Here is a 20,321-nt window from a genome sequence, read left to right as displayed (position 1 = left end):
TTAGTTAATTGTTGTGTTTCGGATGATTCGAGATTACTCTGCGACTTTGACCATGCTTGGACGAATCACGCGGTCATGTAACTTATACCCTTTTTGGAATTCAGCCGTTACGATGCCCGACTCGAATTCGTCACTTGCTTCCTGAACGACTGCCTGATGCAGATTCGGGTCAAAGGCTTCGCCAACCGCTGGAATTTCAACGACACCTTCGTTTTGAAGGGTTTCGGCTAACTGACGCTTGACCATTTCGACACCCGCTAAGACGGACTTTGTTTCTTCGTTGTCAGACTCAATCTGAAGTGCGCGATCAAGGTTATCGACGAGTGGGAGTAACTTCTCGACGATAGATTGTGATGAATACTTCGCACGATTTTCTGCTTCAATCCGGTTACGGCGCTTGAAGTTATCAAAATCGGCACGCAACCGTAATTCTGATGCTTTTGCTTCAGCAAGTTGCGCTTCAAAATTCGGTGTTGCTTCTTCTTCGACGAGGTCCGCTTGCACGAGTTCCTCTTCTGTTACTTCAACTGTTTCTGCTTGTTGCTCGGTTGTTTCTTCATTACTGAGGTTTTGATTCTGCTCTTTTTCTTCCACTCTGAATCGAGCCCCTTTCTATATTCAATCCAAGCTGTTCTTACGCAGCTCGGTTTGGAATGCTTGCAAAAGATGAATGATCGAATTGATGCCTCGATTATAATCCATCCGTTTTGGACCAATCAGCGCAAGTGTCCCGAGCGAAACGCCATCAACGGAGTAATGGGCACGGATCACGCTACAATCCTTCAGGGCATCGACATTGTTCTCGCTTCCGATTGTAATCAAGATTTGATTATCGAGATTCGGACTCAAGAAATCAAACAATGCTTCCTGCTGTTCAATCAATTCTAAGACAGGTCTTAGTTTGGCGACGTCTTGAAATTCCGGTTGGTCGAACATGTTTGCTTTTCCACCCAGATAAATCAAGGGACGCTCATCCTGTTGATCCATCAAAACGATATCGAGTGCTTTCGAAAGTAACGACGTCTGCTCCGAATGTTCGGAACGAAAACGTCTGATTTCTTCCAGCAAACGAATACGAAGATTGCTCAGTGGCGTTCCTCGTAACGTCTTATTCAGACGTTCCATCAGTCGACTCGCTGCCTCACGTGAGAGAGCTTCCGCTAACTGAAGTGTCTTATGCTCAACATGACCTGTCTCCGTTACGAGAACGATTACGACGCGTCCTTCTGCTAACGGGATTAATTCTAAATGGTGGAGCCGTTGTCCTTCTTCTTTAGGACCTAATACAAGTGTCGTGTAATGCGTCAATTCGCTCAACAAGTCCGCCGTATGTCTGATCAAGCGATCATTTTCATTCACGGAATGGGCAAATAATGATTTTAATGCTTTTGCCTCTTGCGGTGAGATGCTTTCCGGACGAATCAGATGATCGACATAAAATCGATATCCAAGCTCAGATGGAATTCGTCCCGCAGAAGTATGCGGTTTTTCAATCAATCCCATCTCTTCGAGGTCCGCCATCTCATTTCGAATGGTCGCGGAACTGAACGTCACGTCGTCTCGTTTCGAGAGCGTCCGTGAGCCGACGGGTTGAGCGGTTTTGATATAATCATCGACGATTGCACGCAAAATCAACAATTGACGATCCGTCAGCACCTTCTTCACCACCTTATTTTGTTAGCACTCACTTTTAACGAGTGCTAATTACATCTTTACTATAAGGAATAGTGGAAATGATGTCAACAGATTTGCTGAACCCTTTGAACAGTTTCCCATTATACGATACAGTGAAACAAATGATGAAAAGGATGATCAAGATGCTTGAGATGTTTGCGATGGCCGGTGTGTTCGTTTGGTTGTTCATTGCCATCATCGGAACGACTGCTTATTTCGCAAGAAAATCTAAAAAATAGACGCGTACGAGGAAAATAACGAGAAAAGACGCTTTTATCTCCCAATAGCACGTTGTCTGTACGCAAAAAACCAATCCCGCTACTGTGGATTGGTTTTTTTGTCGTCCTGAAATCATTCAACTTCCGCTTCACCGATGAACTCGGCGAATACTTCATTCGCAAGCGGGACACCCGCCTCCGTTAATCGCAAGTGTGTATCCGTCCGTTCGACTAATCCGCGCGGCAATAACTTCGTGATTGTTTTACCAAAAGCAGCATCTAACGCTATCCCATACTTTTGCTCAAAGTGTTCGATTGACACCCCTTGTTTCATCCGAAGTCCGAGGAACATCTCTTCTTCCATTCGCTCGACACGTGTCAGTGGTGTCTCGTTGCGGACCGGTAAACCTTCCGCCTTGATGTAATGCGGAATCGGTGCGATGTTCGCGCGACGTGTTTGAGCGATGTAACTATGCGAGCCTGCGCCGAAACCGTAATACTCATCATTTTCCCAGTAGACCCGGTTATGCCGACTTTCTTTCCCCGGTAACGAGAAGTTCGAGATTTCGTATTGTTTCAAACCACCGGCTTCAATCGTCTCAATCATCAAACGATACATCTCTGCTTCAAGATCTTGTGTCGGTAACGGGAGTTTTCCTTTTCGTTCTTGAATCGCGAACACGGTGTGCGGTTCCAAAATTAACGAGTACGACGAAATATGGGTGATCGGTAAGCGAAGGGCGCGCTCGACATCGTATTTAACTTGCTCAAGCGTTTGATTCGGTAAGCCGAACATCAAATCGACGGAAATGTTATCAAACCGTTTAGCCGCTTCGTCAAGCGTCTCTGCGACTTTCGCTTCCCGGTGCGTCCGACCGATCCGTTCAAGCAATCCGTCATCAAACGACTGGACACCGAAACTGACACGGTTGACACCACCCGCTTTCATGATATCGAGTTTTTCAGGCGATACGCCGTCCGGATTCGACTCGACCGTGTATTCAAGCGTCTCATCCGTCAGCGGCAAGAGATGTTTGCTGATGATGTCCATCAGACGTTGCATCTGTTGTTCGTTCAGGGCAGTCGGTGTTCCGCCACCAATGAAAATCGTTTCAAGTCGATCGGTCGGGTATTGTTGTAGTGTCAGTTCGATTTCACGTTCTAACGCATCTAAATATTCCGCAACCGGTTGATTCTTTAAAAATACTTTATTGAAATCACAGTAGTAACAGATATGTTCACAAAACGGAATGTGGACATATGCGGCGCGTGGAGTCATTTCGCCTCATCCTTTCTATATAAACAAGAAAAAGGGTGCGTTAAACGCCCCCTTTTGACTTTAATCTTCATCCATCGACAGAACCGACATGAAGGCTTCTTGAGGTACCTCTACCGAGCCTACCATCTTCATGCGCTTCTTACCTTCTTTTTGCTTCTCAAGCAATTTACGTTTTCGTGAGATATCCCCACCATAACATTTTGCGAGAACGTTTTTCCGAAGGGCTTTAATCGTCGAACGCGCAACGATTTTTGTCCCGACCGCAGCTTGAATCGGCACTTCGAATTGCATCCGTGGAATCAATTCTTTTAATTTATCAACGATGACTTTCCCACGTTCGTACGCAAAATCACGGTGAACGATGAAACTCAGGGCATCGACGTTTTCGTTATTCAATAGGATATCCATCTTCACAAGGCGTGATTGTTGGTAGCCAATCAATTCGTAATCCAGTGAAGCATATCCTTTTGTACTCGATTTTAATTGATCGAAGAAATCATAAACGATTTCCGAAAGCGGTAACTCATACGTGATTTTAACACGTGTCGTATCGATGTATTCCATGTCGATGAACGTCCCACGTTTCTTTTGACAAAGTTCCATGATTGCCCCGACATAGTCGTTCGGCGTCATGACAGCTGCCTTGACGAAAGGTTCTTCGATGAACTCGACCTTTTGTTGATCGGGCATCTTCGACGGGTTGTCGACATGCAAGACTTCGCCAGACGTCGTCGTCACGTTGTAGATAACCGACGGTGCTGTCGTGATCATATCGATGTTGAACTCACGTTCGATTCGCTCTTGAATGATTTCCATGTGCAACATACCTAGGAATCCACAGCGGAAACCGAATCCGAGTGCTTGCGATGTCTCCGGCTCGAACTCGAGTGCTGCATCACTTAACTGGAGACGCTCAAGCGCTTCACGTAAATCATTGTAACGGGCGGCATCGATTGGATACAGTCCACAATACACCATCGGATTCATTTTCCGGTAACCCGGCAACGCTTCGATTGCCGGTTGTTTCGCGAGTGTAATCGTATCCCCTACTCGGACGTCTCCAACGGTCTTAATCGACGCTGACAATGTACCAACATCTCCGACCGTTAATTCTTGTTGACGAAGTGCCTTTGGTGTCGAAACGGCAAGTTCTAAGACTTCGAAATCTTTACCGGTCGACATCATACGAATTTTATCACCGACTTTGACCGTTCCGTTGACGATTCGGATTGATGCGACAACACCACGGTACGGGTCATAGAACGAGTCAAAAATTAACGCTTCAAGCGGTGCAGCCGGATCACCGGTTGGTGCAGGCACTTTTTCGACGATTTGTTCAAGAATCTCTTCAATTCCGATTCCTGCTTTTGCTGACGTCGGAACCGCTTCAGATGCATCGAGTCCGATGACATCTTCGATTTCTTGACGAACACGTTCGACATCCGCCGACGGCAGGTCAATTTTATTGATGATCGGTAAAATTTCAAGATCGTTATCTAACGCCAAGTAGACGTTCGCGAGTGTTTGTGCTTCAATCCCTTGCGCCGCATCGACGACGAGAACAGCACCTTCACACGCTGCGAGTGAACGCGAAACTTCATAAGTAAAGTCGACGTGTCCAGGTGTGTCGATCAGATGGAGGATATATTCCTCACCATCTTTTGCTGTATACTTCAATTGGACGGCATTCAACTTGATTGTAATTCCACGTTCCCGTTCGAGATCCATGGCATCAAGCGTTTGGTCTTTCATTTCACGTGACGTCAAAGCGCCTGTTCTTTCTAGAATACGGTCAGCGAGCGTCGATTTCCCGTGGTCGATATGGGCGATAATCGAGAAGTTCCGAATGCTCTTTTGCCGTTTTAAACGGTCTGCATTATTCATGTTTATAGTCACCTTACCTTATATTCAAACGTACATACGCTTCATTATAACAAAAATCAGACGAGCTGTACCATCCCGTTTTGTTTTACCGAAAAACAAAAATCCAAAGAAACCCTAGAGCTGTTATTGCTTTTAAGAAAAACGTTTGCTACAATTGTGTTTGTTCTGTTGAACGATAAATGCAGATATGCGAATATAAATCTCGAATGAGTTTTCTTGGAGGTGAATCATCCATGGCTAACATTAAATCAGCAATCAAGCGTGTTAAAACAGCTGAAAAACGCCGCGTCGCTAACGTACAACGTAAATCGTCAATGCGTTCAGCTATCAAAGCAGTCGAAACTTTCGCTACTGAAGGTAACAAAGAGCAAGCGCTCGTAGCTTTCAACACAGCGTCTAAGAAAATCGACAAAGCTGCTGCTAAAGGTCTTATCCACAGCAACAAAGCTGGTCGTGACAAATCACGTCTCGCTAAACTCGTAAACGCACTTTAATTCTTTCCGAAGAATACGGTGATCGATCGCCACTAGGGGCTTCCCCGGTGGCGATTTTTTTGTGCTTAAAAAAGAGACCGACTCCAAAAGAATGCTTCCTTTCGAGTCAGTCTCAGTTGATTTGAATACTTCGTTTCAATACGTCAATCGATCGACCATCACGTGATGCGGACCAATTCCTTCGATTTCAAATTGCTCACTCGCAATCTTCATTCCAAATCGTTCGTAAAACGGAACTGCGACTAGCCGGGCATTACACCACCAACCAGTAGCTTGCCGTTCCTTTAAAATTCGTCGTGCTTCTTCAAGCAATGCAATCCCGTATCCTTCACCACGTACATCCGGACTCGTCGCCATTCCCCGCAATTGATATGTCAATTCGGGAGCTGTATCATATGACCGTTTTGCAAATGAGCCGATTGCGACAATTTTACCGCCCTTGACGCCTCCGAGGTGAAACGTATCTGTCGCCAAGTCGTCCGGATACGTGCACGCCTCAATCGGTTGATGCGGACGTAAGACGCCATGACGAAGTGGAATCACTTCTGTTGCTTGAATCATTCGAATTTCCATTAGTTCGTCAGCTCCTCACAAAGTCGCTAGTCGGACGATTAGTGAATCAAACAATATTCGCTTATCACCACGCCCAGTCTTCATCCCTTCATCAGTCGTCGTGATGGCGATTAACGCCTGTTCGAGTTGGGCGAACGTAAATCGTTTCCCGGACTGCAATGCTAATTTAATCGCATATGGATGCGCCCCGACCTTTGAAGCAATTTGTCGTTCACCATAACCTTGTTCCGCCAGGCGCTTAGACAGTAACATCATTCGGTACTGACGTGCCATCAAACCGAGCAGCGCTAATATTTCCTGACCTTGCTTTTCTAAGTCACGAATCAGGCGAATCGCAGGCTCAAGTTGACGTTTCATTAAGTAATCCGTCAATTGAAAGACATTGTCTTCAAGTGTCCGCGGTACTAACAAATCAACATCCGCCAACTCGATCGTCGGATGATCGCCTGCATAAAGCATCAGCTTATCGAGCTCATGCGCTAGCGTTCCCCACATTTCTCCTGTCAAAAAGATTAACCGTTCAATTGCCGGTCGCTCCATCCGGTATCCTTTGTCATTAACAGTATCCATCGTAAAGCGGAATAATTCTTCCGAAGTCGGCTTTTTTGCTTCGAGGACCGTCGCACGATCTTTCAACCGCTTGACGATTTTTTTTCGTTCATCCAGTTTCTCCGCTTCGACAATTAAAACGACGACTGCATAATCTGCCGGTTGTAAGACATATTCCGCTAATCGATCAACGTTATGCGTTTTTTTATCTTTCGCGCCCGTCAGAAAAGTCGCTGGTTTTGCAACCACGACACGGTAATCACTTAAAAAAGGAACTGTTTCCGCCTCATCTAACACGGCATCGAGAGGCTGATCGTTTAAATCGATCTTCATGTAGTCAAATCGTTCGCCATCTGGTAATGCCGCCTTCACGATTTCACGTTCCCACTCCTCTAAAAGATGACGCTCCGTCCCATATAATAAATAAAGGTTAGCCAACTTTCCGTTGACAAGCCAAGGTGTTTTCATCATTCCCACCACATTTCACAGTTTATTCTTAACTTCATCATAGATAATCCTCTTTTATTCCGCTATACTAGAAGCGGAATCTATTAAGGGGGAATGCAGCATGGCACATTCAGTACGCCCACCAAGTGAAAATGCGTTTGAAAACGATATTCAATCAAAACGTAATGACGCGCTTGACTCAGCCGTCGGTTTTGGCGCTTCATTTGGTTTCTTCGCCGTTTTATTCATCATTGGCGTTTTAATCAAATTCTTAAGTCTATAATCACTAAAACAGCAACCTTGGGGGGTTGCTGTTTTTTATTTTATCATAGCTTCACAGCCTGCTGAAGAACAAGTTATCATCCCGTCCCTGTCCGTCCGCCAAATCGTCCGCTGATTTCCGATGCGATCTAACACTTCTTCATGCGGGTGACCATAACGATTATTCCGTCCCGCGGAGATGATGACTGTTTCTGGATTCGTTTGTTGCAACAAGTCGAGTCCCGTCGACGTCTTCGAGCCATGATGACCCGCTTTCAAAATATCGATTGGTCCAAGGTTCCAACCTTCTTCTTGTTCAATGCTCGCGTCACCCGTCAACAAAACCCGTTTTCCTGCAACGTCCGCAAGCAACACGATGGAACGGTCATTCTCCTCTGCTTCTGATTCGTCAGGTGCAACAACAGTAAGCCAAGGTCGTATCTCTCGCCCTGCCTTGACGAACTCCACTTTGGTCCCTGTCGCTTCAATCTGCTCCAGCAAACGATGCCGCTTTTCATCCTGATTATCGTATCTTCCGAAATAAATCGTATCGACACGAATTTTCTTTAATAACCCGATGACACCTCCAATATGATCATTGTCAGCATGAGTCAAGATGAGTCCGTCGATTACTGTCTCCGCGCGCGTATGAAGAAAAGGCGCAACGATTTGACTACCAGGGTCGAACGGACGTAACGTGGGACGTTGTGATAACGTAAACGCCCCGCCTGTGTCGATGACGAACGTTTCTCCATCCTTCTCGATTACCGTACTATCGCCTTGACCGACGTCGAGAAATGTCACCTGTTCTTCCGTCCTTAAATCCATCGATACACTTCCAAGAAGGAGAGCACAGACGGGAAGAAGATGCCCCCACCACTTTTGTTCCGCTACATACCATCCGATTAAGACGACGACTATAACGAGCAAAAAGAGTGGTAACGACAATAAGTGGACAGCAACGGTCGGAACAGGTAACTGCTCCGCTTGGGCGAGGGCAAGATCAAGTACACCAACTGCTCGCTCGTGGAGCGTCATGAATGTATCCGTGACTGGGAAAAACAAGAGTAAGCCTACTAGAAAGGAAAGCGGAAGGATGATCCATTCGATCCAGGCTCCAATGACGAGGTTCAACAGAGGCGACCATGGCGAAACTTCCGTTTGTTCCGCCATTTGCAAGACTAGGCTCGTTAAGATCTGCGCCCAGACACTAATTAACAACCAGTTCCAAGGACGTTTTACTTTTTGCCAGATCTTGCGCGACAATAATAAAAAAATCGTTAGTCCGACAGTCAACTGAAAGCCGATATCATAAAGACTCGTATAGGAATAGGCGAGTTGCGCTGCTGCAACATAGGCAACCACGAGGAGCGGGTCTGTCCGTCGTCCGAGACGCTGATAGAGCAGCAAGATGAACGCGACGCAGACTGCACGCGTGACCGGCGCACTCCATTCCGTCAGCCAACCATATAACGGTAATAAGACAAGGACGAATTCCGCTCTTCGTTCACGCGTCAATCGGCACTTTTTCAAAATCCATAATATCGTAAAAATCAAAAAGGCGATATGTGAACCTGAAATGACGATTGCGTGTAACAATCCAAACTTCTTGAAGCGATCAAGCGTCAACTGATCCATCAATCGGTCCTCACCTAGCACGAGCGCTTCGATATACAAGGCTTGTTTCGCCGGAAGTCGTTCAATCCGGTCCATCCATGCTTGGCGCATCCTGCGTCCCTGCGCGTCAAATCCAGGTGTATCGGTACACGATCCCCATTCTTTCACTTCGAATTTTCCTGCTAATCGTTCTGTACGCATCCAGCGCGCCTCGTCAAAGCCGCCACGATTGACACGGGGTAAAACCATTTTTTCCGTCAGTTCGACTTGACATCGTCTTCCAATTCGCTCGTAATCGAGATCCTGATGTTCATCTAGCGTCGCCGAAACGATCAACTCCTGTTGATTCGCAGTCGCCAGGTACCGAATCCGATCTCCATTTTGCTTCGCGTCCAAAATATCAATTGTCTGAATCGGTGTCGTATCAACGAAATCTTGTCCGTACACGATGAGCACTACGACCAACAGACTCATCAAGACAAGGCGTGTCGAAGTAAAAGACCAGCTTTTAATGGTCAAAACGAGACAAATCACACCTACGAGCCAAAGTGACTCTTTGATTGCGATCAATACAATCATGAAAAATAACGGGAATAACGGCATCAGTAAACAATCAAATAGGCTCTCAATGTTTCAAGCGTCTTGTCACCAAATCCCTTAACCTCTCCTAAGTCTTCATAACGCGCGAACCCGCCCTTTTCTTCACGATAGGCTAAAATCGCGTTCGCTTTAGCTGGACCGATTCCAGGGATTTCAAGTAACTGTTGCTCCGTCGCAGCATTCAAGTCGAGCAGACCAGTCGGCACATCTGCTTGTGGCACTTCTTCTTTCGGTTGTGTAAGTTTCACTTTTTCTTTTGTCGGAACAATGACTTCCTGACCGTCAATCAACCGTGCCGCGAGATTCATTTCTGTCACATCAGCAGCTTGTGTCAACTCCGCACGAACGACTGCGTCTTTAATCCGGTCGCCTAACTTAAAGGAATAGGGTCCCGGTCGCTTGACTGCCCCTTTCACATCAACCATGATTTTTTTGTTTAAGAGGGTCTGCTCCGTGGACCCTTGATCTTCTGCTTTGGCGTCTTGCTCATGCTTAACGATTGCTGGTTTGTCGACGAGCGCTTCTTTCGAACACGATGGTAACGGGACGAACAGTACGATTATCAGTAACACGACAACAACAACACTCGCGATTTGTTGAATCCGGGGAATAGTCATCGGTCTCCCTCCTCTTGCCTCGACTTTACCAGGCTCGAGTCGTCACGTAGCTTTGAGTAATTCGTTTTTCTCGTGGTGTTAACTGACAAATCAATTCCTCAAGAAATCTTTTTCATGTAAATCGTTTATTTTTCTTTAACATACAGCACAAAAAACCGCTGCGAAAGTTTCCTTTTGCAACGGTCCATCCATTATATTTTTTCAGCTACAAAGAAAATTCGTTCGGCCGTCGGTGTTGGTGCATCACTCGTGAAATCACCTGTTACGGCGAGCGTCCGGAATCCGGCTTCACGAAGCCACGTCACGTATTGTTCCGGCGGATACGTCCGTTGATGATGTGTCTCGTCAACACGGTCATAACGTCCATCTTCGTCTTCGATGAAGAACGTCAATTCGTGGACGACGGACAGTGGTGCTTCTCCGGGATCGGCAAACCAAATATAAGAACTTTGTTCGGCGTGTGTCGCATATGTTTTCCCGTTAAAGAGTGTTTCCATCTTATACGGGGAATGCACATCAAACAACAACTTCCCGCCTTCTTTTAACGTCCGTGCCGCATGTTCGAACGTCTGTTGCACATCCGCTTCTGTCTTCAGGTAGTTGAGCGAGTCACACAAAATCGTCAGTGCGTCGACTGGAGCAGGCAATTCGATTTCGCGCATGTCTTGACACCAAAAATCGATTTTTTGCTGTTGTCCCATCGCTTTTTCTTGTGCAATTTCAAGCATCTCTTCCGATAGATCGATACCTGTCACGCGGTAATGCTCAGCGAGTAACAACGTCGCCGTTCCTGTCCCACAACCGACGTCAGCAATCGTACTGTTTGCTTCGACGTATTGCGATACCCAGGCGACCCATTCGTCGTAGGGAACATCTTGCATCAACTCGTCATAGACGTATGCAAACTGTTCGTACGCCATCAGTCGATCTCGACTTCTACTTTAGGTGCGTCTGACCAGAGTTTTTCAAGGTTGTAGTAGTCACGGTCATCACGGTGGAAGACATGGACGACAACATTTTCAAGATCGGCGAGTACCCAACGCGCTGCGTCAAGTCCTTCGAGACGTTTGATCGGAAGTTCATTTTTATGCGCAACTTCTTTCACTTCACGTGCGATCGCTTGAACTTGCTTTTCTGATCCACCTTCACAAATCACGAAATAATCTGCGATTGGTGAGATGTTTTTCATATCTAAAACGATGATATCTTCTGCCCGTTTATCATCAATTGCATTTACGATTAATTTTAATTCTTGTTCGACTGTCATAGGACGGTCCCCTTTCGTTTAGCCGTGACGAACGCGTTATACGTTTCAATCGTCAACGGAAAAATCACTGTTTGTTTGTTACATAAAAATTGGATGGTATGCGCAAGCGTCGCGATGACGGCGTCCGTTAAATCGGCGTCTGCAATTTCACGTAATGTTTCAACGCCTGGATACGTACGATTCGGCTCAATCGCATCGGCGACGAAAATCACTTGATCGAGCAATGGCATATCCGGAGCACCGGTCGTATGATTCGCGATCGCTTGGTAAATCACCGTATCTTTGACGCCAAGTTCACGTTTGACGAGTTCTGCGCCGATTGGCGCGTGCAAAAGCTCATCGTCATAATCGAGCAACTCGAGCTGTCCGAGTTCGCGAGCGAGCGTCCGCATTTCTTCGGTGTCCCGATACTTCGCATAATCGTGCAGCATCGCAGCGAACGCTGCCGTTTCCTCGTCGACACCGTTTCGCCGTGCGAGTTGACGAGCTGTTTCAACAACTCCAAGCGTATGCATATAACGCTTATGCGGGAGTGTTTGTTTAATGATATCGTCTGCTTCTTCAAGTAACATACAATTCCCACTCCTCGATTAGTTGTCGGACAGCTTCAGGAACAAGGTAACGGATACTTTTACCGCGGGCGACACGTTTTCGAATGTCCGTCGAAGACACTTCAAGCGACGGTAAGTCGACTGCTGTCACTTGCGCACCTGCCGGAATCAAATAACGACTGCCTGGACGTGCGACCGCTCCGAATTGAACTGCCTCAAACAGGCGGTCTGCTTGATACCATGTATCAAGGCTCGCAAGCGAGTCTGCCCCGAGTAGAAACACGAACTCGTCTGTCGGATACCGTTTTTTCAATTCGAGAACCGTCTCAAGCGTATACGATTTTTCCTGACGCTCGAACTCAATCGTCGAGACGGAAAACGCATCGTTTGCCTGGACAGCGGCTTCAACGAGCTTCAACCGTTGCGCAGCACTCGTCACGTTCGCCGCTTTATGCGGAGGGACGTTCGCAGGTAAAAACCAAACCGCATCAAGATGCAGTTGTTCCTTTGCTTGTTCCGCTATCAATAAATGACCGATGTGGGGCGGGTCAAACGTTCCGCCCATCAAACCAATCTTCATCGTGGTAATTGTAACGTTTTATTCTCTTTCGATTCTTTGTAGAGAACAACAACTTTACCGATGACTTGAACGAGTTCAGCATTTGTTCCGTCGACGAGTTCAGCCGCTACGTCTTTTGGTGTGTCGGCACAGTTCTGCAAAACTTGGACTTTCAATAATTCACGTTTTTCGAGTGCATCGATCAAATCCGCACACATCGCTTCTCCAACGCCATTTTTCCCTACTTGGAAAATCGGGCTTAAATCATGTGCTGTCGCACGTAAAAATCGTTTTTGTTTACCTGTTAACATATCAATATTCCTCCAATTGCTTTCGAATCACCTGCTCACCAAGCGTAAGATCAGGTGCATGACCGGTGAAGCGTTCAAATGCTTCAGCCGCTTGTAAAACGAACATCGGGACGCCGTCTAGTGTCGCGAGTCCTCGAGCCGAGGCATCACGTAGTAGTTGCGTCGGAGTCGGTCGATAAATAATATCACAAATCAGTGCCGTCGTCTCGGTCAATACGATTGGTGTTGCTTCGATGCGTGGCATCATACCGACCGATGTCGTATTGATGATTGTGTCATACGGCGTTAAATCTGGTGACCCCGACCAGTCGATTGCCTGCGCCTGAAATTCAGCGGCAAGCGCGCGCGCGCGTTGATTCGTCCGGTTCATGAGTGTGACAGTCCCGTCGAGCGCTGCGACGATTCCTCGCGCCGCCCCGCCCGCGCCAATCACAAGAATGTTTTCTGACGATTGTCTTGCGGACAAGGCACGAACGAATCCCGTCCCGTCCGTATTCGCACCGACCAGTTCCGTCCCGTCAAAATAGACCGTATTGACCGCCCCTGCTTTTTCAGCAGAAGGCTCGAGTCGATCAAGAAACGGGATGATTGCCGTCTTATAGGGAATCGTGACGTTAATCCCGTCGAGCTCGCGCATCCGTAATTGCCGGACGACCTGCTCTAAATCGTCTGCTTCGACATCTATCATACTATAACAGCCGAAAAGCCCAGCCGCTTCCAGCCATGCCTCGTGCAGCACGGGTGAAAGTGAATGGGCAATCGGATGACCGATGACAGCGAAACGCATCAGACGAGCGCCTCACGTAAGGAAACAGCAACACCTTTAGGCGCGTAGGCAGCTACTCGTCCACCTTTTCCGTGAACTGCAACCCAACCGAGTCCACTGAAGACGATATCTGTTTTCATGTTGTCACGTAAGCTGAACTCATGACGGACGAGCGGTGGTAACATCTCAAGCGTTTTTTCATTCGGAGGCGATAATAACTCTCCATTATGATTTGCATAAAGATCGTCCGCCTTATCTAACTTCGTCCGGTGAACCTTGAGTTCATTTGACATATAGATGACGAATGAACGTTTGTTCCCTTCCATGTAGTCAAGGCGTGCTAAACCACCAAAGAATAACGTTTGTTGCGGGTGGATTTGGAAGACTTGTGGTTTGATTTCTTTTTTCGGCGTAATCAATTTCAAGTCGCGCGCATCGACATAGTGCGCCATCTGATGATGATTGATGATTCCTGGCGTGTCGTACAGGTTACAGTTGTCATCTAGCGGAATGTCGATCAAATCGAGTGTCGTTCCTGGGAAGTGACTGACGGTGATGACGGCCTCTTCTTCTTCACCAAAACGTTTAATGACTTGGTTGATGAGCGTTGATTTCCCGACGTTCGTACAGCCGACGACGTAAACGTCGCGCCCTTTACGATAGTAGTCAATCTTCTCGGCTAATTCATCGACGCCATGCCCTTTTTTCGCACTAATCAAGTGAACATCTACCGGACGTAAGCCCAGTTCCTTCGATGTTTGGCGCATCCAGTTCATCAAACGATTCGGATTAAGTGATTTCGGCAACAAATCTGCCTTATTCCCGACAAGCAGGACATCATTTTTTCCGACGAAGCGGTGTAATCCTGGTAACCAACTTCCGTTGAAATCAAAAATATCAACGATTTTAACGACGAGTGCATCTTTTTGACCGATTCCGTCTAAAATTTTGACAAAATCATCGTCCGTCAATGCAACGTCTTGAATTTGGTTGTAGTGTTTCAGTTTAAAACAACGTTGGCAAATGACCATTTCACGGTCAAGTGCAGATTTAGGCGCATAACCTGGTGCTTTCGGATCCTCTGTTTGAATCTCGACACCACAGCCGGCGCAATGAATTTCTTCGTTCATATGTGTGTTGAGCCGCATCGGGAACTTTCCCTTCTCTATTCAACGTAGCACCCTGCACGCTACTCCAAGAGCGTAACTTCCGACCTATTGCCGTACATGTTGCGACTACTGCCTATCCTTTCATCTACCGGTATGACAGGGTCATTGTTGCTTATCTTGACGCAGTGACTCGATCTGCCGCTTTTCCGTTTCAGACTCTTCTTTGACACGTTGCGTCAATTTATAGATGCCTTTACGTTTCATGCGACGGAAGACGAGACGTTCCATCAAGCGATTGAATTTAGTGACGACACCGTCTGTTTTAACGACGGGTTGGACGTGAATGACTTCGATGCCTACGGAATTTGCTCCTAGCACATCAGTAAACAGCTGATCCCCAAGAAATACAACTTCTTTTGCATGGTAACCGAATTCCGTTAATGCTCGTTTGAAACCGATTGGTAATGGTTTTCGGGCAGGTGCAATATAGTGAAGTCCGAGTGGATCCGCGAACTTTTTGACACGATCGCCGTTATTATTCGAGACGATGATGACGTCAAATCCGTATTGATTATTCACCATATCCAGCCATGACACCAATTCGTCTGGAGCATCGGCAATATCCCATGCAACAAGCGTGTTATCAAGATCCGTCAAAATTGCTTTGACACCGTTTCGTTTTAACATCTCTAAATCGATATCATAAATGGATGCGACGAAATGTTTCGGATAAAGTCGTTTGAACAAGAATAAAACCTCCAGATAATGGTCTAGCTCTATAGTTAAGTTTAAGAAACAGTTATGTTCTTATCGTTCGATTATAGCACAATCAATGGCGTAGAGCGATGCACAAAAGAAAACGCCCTTTCACTTTAAGGGCGCTTTTGCTTTCATGAATTCCAAATACCAAGTGCTTGTCCCATCAAGACAGGACCAGTTACATCACCTTCTAAATCAAGCGCACCTTTTGGAGCAATTAAAACGACCGTCGAACCGAATGAAAAATACCCGAACTCGTCGCCACGACGAATGTCACGTGCATGATTCGTCTGGACGATCGTGTTGACGTTCAACGCTCCGACCATGACGTGTTCAAGCGCATGTGCACCTTGGACGATTCGCGTCACCCGTCGATAGTTTCGTGTCAGCGGTCGCGTTCCGTAAGCCAATCCAAGATCATTGACCGGTGCAGAATCCCGCCCGAGCGTATAACTCGTCCGAACTGTCCCATCGATTGGAACATGAACGCGATGATAATTTTGTGGGCTGAGATAAAAAATCAGGACACGGCCACCAACGTACGTTGCCGCTTCATGGTGTGAACCAATCAATTCCGCGACTGAATACGTTTGTCCTTTGACCGTGAAGCGACTCTCTTCCGTCAAGTCGTCGACGACAGATAAAACACCGTCGCACGGACTGACGAATGCGTGCTCAGCTTGCGTAATCGGTCGGACTTCTTCTTTTAAGTGACGGACGAACAACTCATGTAGAGTCGGGTACGCGTCGACCGGCTGACTCGCTTCGTCCATTTGTAAATCATACAGCTTAATAAACGGTTTGATGAAAGGCCGGCTCAATTCACTCATCGCAAAGCGCCGCAATTGATGTGCGACGAACGGGCGTCCATTTAATTCGAATAGATTTTTAAAAAACCATTTTTTAATCATTTAAATCACCCGATGATTCTTCTTTTGAATCCTCAATATCCTTACCTGCGAAGAATTCCTTATAGCTTTCTTCTGTCTGTTCGCCTGCGACACGGCTTACTTCTTTCCCATCTTTGAAGTGGACGACAGTTGGTGTTCCTTCGATACCGAATGTATCCCACGCCGACTGTTCGACAGCAAGATCAATCTGTTCAAACGGAATATCCTGTTGCTCGCCGAGCGGTACTAAGTACGGTTTTACTTTTTCACAGTGGACGCACCCTGTCTGATAGAAGTACGTATAGAATTCGTCACCTGACTTTAATTTTTCAGCGACTTGACTCGCTGTTAGATTTCCATCTTTCGTTGCTGAATCTTCATTATCCATGAAGAGCAGCAATGTTGCTCCCAGTATGACGATCAATGCGATGACGCCGGCCGTTATCCAATTCGCTTTTGATTGCGACTTTTTCGACGGCTTCACGCGCGTAGACTTTTTCGACAAATCGATCCCTCCATCATTTTGGCATAAGCCATTTTTTCTGAATCATTATAGCATGACCACCCGCTAGAATCGTATCGATTTCAAAAGCGTCACTAATCAGTAACAGGTCGGCACGTTCACCCGGTTTGATTGTCCCTCCAGAAATCCCGTAAGCTTCGGCAACGTTTCGTGTGACCGTCTGAATGGCGTCCGTAAACGCTACCCCATGACGAACCGCTTCCTCGACCGCTTGCAACATCGAGGTCGGCTTTCCTGATTCCATTCGTAGAAGTTTACCTGCCGCATCGAACGCCGGCAGACTCGCACCGGCGTCACTCGACATCGTGATCTGCCGTAAGGGAATCCCTGCTTCAAGTGCCCGTTTCAGCGCAAGTCCAGCCGGCACCTCGCCTTCTTCGATGAAGGCTTTTGTCGTACAGGTCGTAAAATCAATCCGTCCCCCTTGTTTCGCCCAAGCAAGACCGGCTTCAAAAATCCGTTCACTTCGATTGATATGTGTCGGTAAAAATTGTTCGATCGGTACATCCGACGTCCGGACGACTTCTTCGAGGAGATGTAACGCTAGTTTCCCGTCTCCAATATGGACGTTCATCGTTCCATTGACCCCTTTGACCATCCCGGCGATGCGCGCCTCAGCTGTGAGTCGCGTCAGCTCCTGAACAGTCGGTTGAGTCGAACGATGATCATTGATCGCAATCTCGCCGAGTCCGATGACTTCATTGATAAGGACGATATCACGACCAATCGTATCCGTAATCGAAACGGGCGGGACAGCGTAGCTGCCCGTTAACAGAAAAGGTCGAATTCCGTGTCGTGCAAACCCGCGGACGTGTGCCAGTAAATCAATCCCGGTCCGGGTCCAACCATCCGTGCCAAGTAATCCGACGACCGTCGTCACACCACCCGTCAAGAAATCACTAGCGACTAACGGAGCCGTCCGAGAAGCAAATCCGCCTTCCCCACCTCCGCCAATCGGATGAACATGACCATCGATCAATCCTGGAACGAGTCGCTTCCCCGTACCGTCAATCGTTTGTTCAAGCAAATCCTGATCGATATTATATGTCCCGATTCCTAGAATCGTTCCACCTCCGACAAGTACATCCGTCGGGATCTCGTTAACAAGTGCTTGTTTAATTAAAATCAAGCCTCTTCCCCCTCACTATAAACGATAAAAAGCGAGCATATCGCCCAGTGACGATACCTCGCTTTCAAGTTATTCTGCCTTTGTCCCTTGACCAAGACCAAGATCTTCGTTGACTGCATCAAGTGCGAAGACAACAAGTGACGTCACGACTGACATCGCTGTCGCAAATCCAAAGTTATACGTAACTGCATCGACCGCTGATACGATGAACACAGCTGTGTTCACGAGTAAGAACGACCAAAAGAATGTAACGAGAAAACGCATTCTTTCCCCTCCATTTCCATAGCTTACTTTTATTAGTCCTACGTCTCGTAGTATATCATTTTTTAAATCATCCGACAGCTTTAATCGGATTTTTTTAAGCGTTTTCCTTTTTGCTCAAAACAGTCACTTCCCTGTTTTCTACCGGTCCATATGCTAAAGTAATGAGGAAAGAATCTAAAGCGAAGTTGGTGAATGTATGAAACGTCATCTTATTGCCGTCGACCTCGACGGTACACTCTTAAAAGACGACAAGACAATCAGTCCTGCAAATATTGCCGCACTGCACAAAGCGCGTGAAAATGGTCATGAAGTCGTCATCGCGACAGGTCGTCCGTTTCGCCACGCGAAACGCTACTATGAAGAACTTGGTTTAACGACACCAATCGTTAATTTCAACGGAGGTTTCGTTCATCATCCGAATGATCCCCACTTTCAAGTCAGTCATCATCCGATTCCGTTAAAAACCGTGCAACATATTCTCGAGTCCGTTGCTGATACGAAAACACAAAACATCGTCTGTGAAGTGACCGATCATGTCTATTTCCAACGTGATCCGGTCGGGATTTACGAATTTTATACCGATCATGCCCTGTCCGTGACGACCGGTGATTTGCGGAGGCTGCTCCAACATGAACCGACCTCGCTGTTGATTCATGCCAAGGGTGAGCACGTTAACGAAATCCGGTCAGAGCTGTCGCATGTTCATGCCGAGACCGTCTTGAACCGTCAGTGGATCAAGCCCGAGTATATGGTCGAAGTCATGCGTAAAGGAACGAGCAAAGCGATTGGTCTTGAGCAAATCGCACGACATCTCGGAATTGAACAGAAACAAATCGTTGCCTTTGGTGACGAAGAAAACGATTTAGAAATGATTGAGTATGCGGGACACGGTGTCGCGATGGGCAATGCGATCGGACCACTCAAATTACTTGCGAACGGGACGACAAAACGAAATGAAGACGATGGCATCGCCTATTACTTGAAGCATGTCCTCGGACTCGCTTGATGATAAAAAAACGCATCTCCTTGACCGACAAATGTCGTTACTCAAGAGGATGCGTTTTTTGTTCTATCCTTTTCGGAAGTAACCAACGACTGAATCGGTTGGTACGACATTGATAAAGACGGTTTCATCCGCGTCACGGCAAATCCGTTCGATATCCCGCAGTTCATGTCGTTCGATGACCATCATCAGCGTCGATTTCTCGGCCCGTGAATACGTTCCGATCGACGGCATCTGTGTGATTCCACGAATGATATGTTGGTGCAGTGCCATCGTGATATCGTCGGCATGGTTCGTGATGATGAAGATTGTCAGGCGCTGATTGCTCGTATGAATCTCATCGACCACTTTCGACGTCACGTAGATAAAGACAATCGTATAGAGAGCTGTCGACCAACCGAACAATGCGCCGGCAAGGATTGCAATCAAAAAATTCAAAACGAATAAATAAAGACCGACACTTCGGTCCGAGAACCGGGCAAAAATCAAGGCGACGATATCGAAGCCACCGGTCGACGCACCAAATTTAATCGTAATCCCCGTTCCAATCGCAAGCAAGACACCACCAAACACTGCGTTTAATGTTTGGTCACCCGGAATGACAGCATATTGTGGAATCAAACCGATAAAGATCGTTGTCGCTAAAACAGAAATCAGCGTAATGATTGTAAAGCTACGACCGAGCATAATCCACGCCAATATAATCAATGGAATATTAAGGGCTAAAAACCAAACGTTCTCACCGAACGCAAATGCCGTGTCCTGTAAAACCTGAGTCAGGATTTGGGCAAGCCCCGTAAACCCTGTCGAATAAACGCCACTTGGAATCAAGAACCAGTTCATTGCGACCGCAATGACGAACCCACCAATCGAAGCGACCATTACCTTTAAAATATTTTCCTTCACAACTGCTGTCACACCTCGTTCTCCTCTCCTGCTTGAACTATCTTGGAACACTTTAGCACATAACAAATGAC

25 protein-coding genes are annotated in these 20,321 nt (G+C 46.8%); 4 read left to right on the top strand and 21 right to left on the bottom strand.

Annotated elements, in window-relative coordinates; genetic code table 11:
* Positions 1-33: 33 nt before the first annotated feature.
* Together grpE and hrcA are read right to left on the bottom strand one after the other, a co-directional pair.
* Positions 34-594 (bottom strand): nucleotide exchange factor GrpE, encoded by a 561-nt coding sequence (gene grpE / locus KNP96_RS07565; protein WP_029332899.1) that lies wholly within the window; start codon positions 592-594, stop codon positions 34-36.
* A 24-nt stretch (positions 595-618) separates the two neighbouring features.
* On the bottom strand, positions 619-1,656 hold the full coding sequence (hrcA, locus tag KNP96_RS07560) for a heat-inducible transcriptional repressor HrcA (protein WP_029332898.1): 1,038 nt from the start codon (positions 1,654-1,656) through the stop codon (positions 619-621).
* A gap of 77 nt (positions 1,657-1,733) precedes the next feature.
* Here hrcA and KNP96_RS07555 point away from each other — a divergent pair, with 77 nt between their 5' ends.
* Positions 1,734-1,913 carry a hypothetical protein gene (locus tag KNP96_RS07555; protein WP_088836524.1) on the top strand — a complete coding sequence of 60 codons (180 nt, stop codon included), beginning with the start codon at positions 1,734-1,736 and terminating at the stop codon, positions 1,911-1,913.
* 112 nt (positions 1,914-2,025) lie between these two features.
* Here KNP96_RS07555 and hemW read toward each other — a convergent pair whose 3' ends face one another.
* Positions 2,026-3,171 carry a radical SAM family heme chaperone HemW gene (gene hemW / locus KNP96_RS07550; protein ID WP_088836523.1) on the bottom strand — a complete coding sequence of 382 codons (1,146 nt, stop codon included), beginning with the start codon at positions 3,169-3,171 and terminating at the stop codon, positions 2,026-2,028.
* A gap of 60 nt (positions 3,172-3,231) precedes the next feature.
* Positions 3,232-5,055, bottom strand: a complete 1,824-nt coding sequence (gene lepA, locus KNP96_RS07545; protein ID WP_029332895.1) for a translation elongation factor 4 — start codon at positions 5,053-5,055, stop codon at positions 3,232-3,234.
* Positions 5,056-5,288: 233 nt separating this feature from the next.
* Between lepA and rpsT the strand changes: the two genes are divergently transcribed.
* The gene (gene rpsT, locus KNP96_RS07540) at positions 5,289-5,549 is read left to right on the top strand and encodes a 30S ribosomal protein S20 (protein ID WP_014969761.1); all 261 of its coding nucleotides are present in this window, start codon (positions 5,289-5,291) and stop codon (positions 5,547-5,549) included.
* Positions 5,550-5,684: 135 nt separating this feature from the next.
* Here the strand turns inward: rpsT and KNP96_RS07535 are convergent, their stop codons facing one another.
* Both KNP96_RS07535 and holA read right to left on the bottom strand, forming a co-directional pair.
* Positions 5,685-6,122: a GNAT family N-acetyltransferase gene (locus KNP96_RS07535; protein ID WP_214769880.1), complete on the bottom strand. Its 438-nt coding sequence runs from the start codon at positions 6,120-6,122 to the stop codon at positions 5,685-5,687.
* Between the two features lie 15 nt (positions 6,123-6,137).
* Complete coding sequence (gene holA / locus KNP96_RS07530; RefSeq protein ID WP_214765458.1) at positions 6,138-7,139, bottom strand: DNA polymerase III subunit delta; 1,002 nt, start codon at positions 7,137-7,139, stop codon at positions 6,138-6,140.
* 100 nt (positions 7,140-7,239) lie between these two features.
* On the opposite strand from holA, the gene KNP96_RS07525 reads away from it, so the two are divergent.
* Positions 7,240-7,401, top strand: coding sequence for a YqzM family protein (locus KNP96_RS07525; RefSeq protein ID WP_029332892.1), 162 nt, complete (start codon positions 7,240-7,242; stop codon positions 7,399-7,401).
* 35 nt (positions 7,402-7,436) lie between these two features.
* Here KNP96_RS07525 and KNP96_RS07520 read toward each other — a convergent pair whose 3' ends face one another.
* The 14 genes from KNP96_RS07520 to KNP96_RS07455 all read right to left on the bottom strand — a co-directional run bounded on the left by KNP96_RS07520 (position 7,437) and on the right by KNP96_RS07455 (position 18,341).
* On the bottom strand, positions 7,437-9,599 hold the full coding sequence (locus tag KNP96_RS07520) for a DNA internalization-related competence protein ComEC/Rec2 (protein WP_214769877.1): 2,163 nt from the start codon (positions 9,597-9,599) through the stop codon (positions 7,437-7,439).
* Entirely contained in the window at positions 9,599-10,213 is a 615-nt protein-coding gene (locus tag KNP96_RS07515; RefSeq protein WP_214765462.1) for a helix-hairpin-helix domain-containing protein, read from the bottom strand. Before KNP96_RS07515 ends, KNP96_RS07520 begins: the two co-directional genes overlap by 1 nt.
* Before the next feature lie 191 nt (positions 10,214-10,404).
* Positions 10,405-11,133 (bottom strand): class I SAM-dependent DNA methyltransferase, encoded by a 729-nt coding sequence (locus tag KNP96_RS07510; protein WP_088836516.1) that lies wholly within the window; start codon positions 11,131-11,133, stop codon positions 10,405-10,407.
* Positions 11,133-11,480, bottom strand: coding sequence for a ribosome silencing factor (rsfS, locus tag KNP96_RS07505; RefSeq protein WP_029332888.1), 348 nt, complete (start codon positions 11,478-11,480; stop codon positions 11,133-11,135). Before rsfS ends, KNP96_RS07510 begins: the two co-directional genes overlap by 1 nt.
* Positions 11,477-12,052 carry a bis(5'-nucleosyl)-tetraphosphatase (symmetrical) YqeK gene (gene yqeK, locus KNP96_RS07500; RefSeq protein WP_088836515.1) on the bottom strand — a complete coding sequence of 192 codons (576 nt, stop codon included), beginning with the start codon at positions 12,050-12,052 and terminating at the stop codon, positions 11,477-11,479. Before yqeK ends, rsfS begins: the two co-directional genes overlap by 4 nt.
* Entirely contained in the window at positions 12,042-12,611 is a 570-nt protein-coding gene (locus KNP96_RS07495) for a nicotinate-nucleotide adenylyltransferase (RefSeq protein WP_088836514.1), read from the bottom strand. Before KNP96_RS07495 ends, yqeK begins: the two co-directional genes overlap by 11 nt.
* Positions 12,608-12,901 carry a ribosome assembly RNA-binding protein YhbY gene (yhbY, locus tag KNP96_RS07490; RefSeq protein ID WP_088836513.1) on the bottom strand — a complete coding sequence of 98 codons (294 nt, stop codon included), beginning with the start codon at positions 12,899-12,901 and terminating at the stop codon, positions 12,608-12,610. Before yhbY ends, KNP96_RS07495 begins: the two co-directional genes overlap by 4 nt.
* A gap of 1 nt (position 12,902) precedes the next feature.
* Positions 12,903-13,688, bottom strand: a complete 786-nt coding sequence (aroE, locus tag KNP96_RS07485) for a shikimate dehydrogenase (protein WP_088836512.1) — start codon at positions 13,686-13,688, stop codon at positions 12,903-12,905.
* On the bottom strand, positions 13,688-14,797 hold the full coding sequence (yqeH, locus tag KNP96_RS07480; RefSeq protein ID WP_029332883.1) for a ribosome biogenesis GTPase YqeH: 1,110 nt from the start codon (positions 14,795-14,797) through the stop codon (positions 13,688-13,690). The genes aroE and yqeH overlap by 1 nt, the downstream gene beginning before the upstream one ends.
* Positions 14,798-14,938: 141 nt before the next feature.
* On the bottom strand, positions 14,939-15,523 hold the full coding sequence (locus KNP96_RS07475) for a YqeG family HAD IIIA-type phosphatase (RefSeq protein ID WP_088836511.1): 585 nt from the start codon (positions 15,521-15,523) through the stop codon (positions 14,939-14,941).
* 143 nt (positions 15,524-15,666) lie between these two features.
* Positions 15,667-16,446, bottom strand: coding sequence for a phosphatidylserine decarboxylase (locus KNP96_RS07470; protein ID WP_088836510.1), 780 nt, complete (start codon positions 16,444-16,446; stop codon positions 15,667-15,669).
* Positions 16,439-16,930 carry a thioredoxin family protein gene (locus KNP96_RS07465; RefSeq protein ID WP_029332880.1) on the bottom strand — a complete coding sequence of 164 codons (492 nt, stop codon included), beginning with the start codon at positions 16,928-16,930 and terminating at the stop codon, positions 16,439-16,441. Before KNP96_RS07465 ends, KNP96_RS07470 begins: the two co-directional genes overlap by 8 nt.
* 13 nt (positions 16,931-16,943) lie before the next feature.
* Positions 16,944-18,077 carry a beta-aspartyl-peptidase gene (iadA, locus tag KNP96_RS07460; protein WP_088836509.1) on the bottom strand — a complete coding sequence of 378 codons (1,134 nt, stop codon included), beginning with the start codon at positions 18,075-18,077 and terminating at the stop codon, positions 16,944-16,946.
* Between the two features lie 69 nt (positions 18,078-18,146).
* On the bottom strand, positions 18,147-18,341 hold the full coding sequence (locus tag KNP96_RS07455) for a YjzD family protein (protein ID WP_012369663.1): 195 nt from the start codon (positions 18,339-18,341) through the stop codon (positions 18,147-18,149).
* 196 nt (positions 18,342-18,537) lie between these two features.
* On the opposite strand from KNP96_RS07455, the gene KNP96_RS07450 reads away from it, so the two are divergent.
* Positions 18,538-19,347, top strand: coding sequence for a Cof-type HAD-IIB family hydrolase (locus tag KNP96_RS07450; protein ID WP_088836507.1), 810 nt, complete (start codon positions 18,538-18,540; stop codon positions 19,345-19,347).
* A 63-nt stretch (positions 19,348-19,410) separates the two neighbouring features.
* Here the strand turns inward: KNP96_RS07450 and KNP96_RS07445 are convergent, their stop codons facing one another.
* Positions 19,411-20,262, bottom strand: a complete 852-nt coding sequence (locus KNP96_RS07445) for a YitT family protein (RefSeq protein WP_029332877.1) — start codon at positions 20,260-20,262, stop codon at positions 19,411-19,413.
* Between the last annotated feature and the right edge of the window lie 59 nt (positions 20,263-20,321).

Source organism: Exiguobacterium sp. s133 (assembly GCF_018618595.1).
Lineage (GTDB): Bacteria > Bacillota > Bacilli > Exiguobacteriales > Exiguobacteriaceae > Exiguobacterium_A > Exiguobacterium_A oxidotolerans.
Note: the sequence above shows the minus strand (reverse complement) of the source record. Positions and strands in the feature narration are given on the sequence as shown.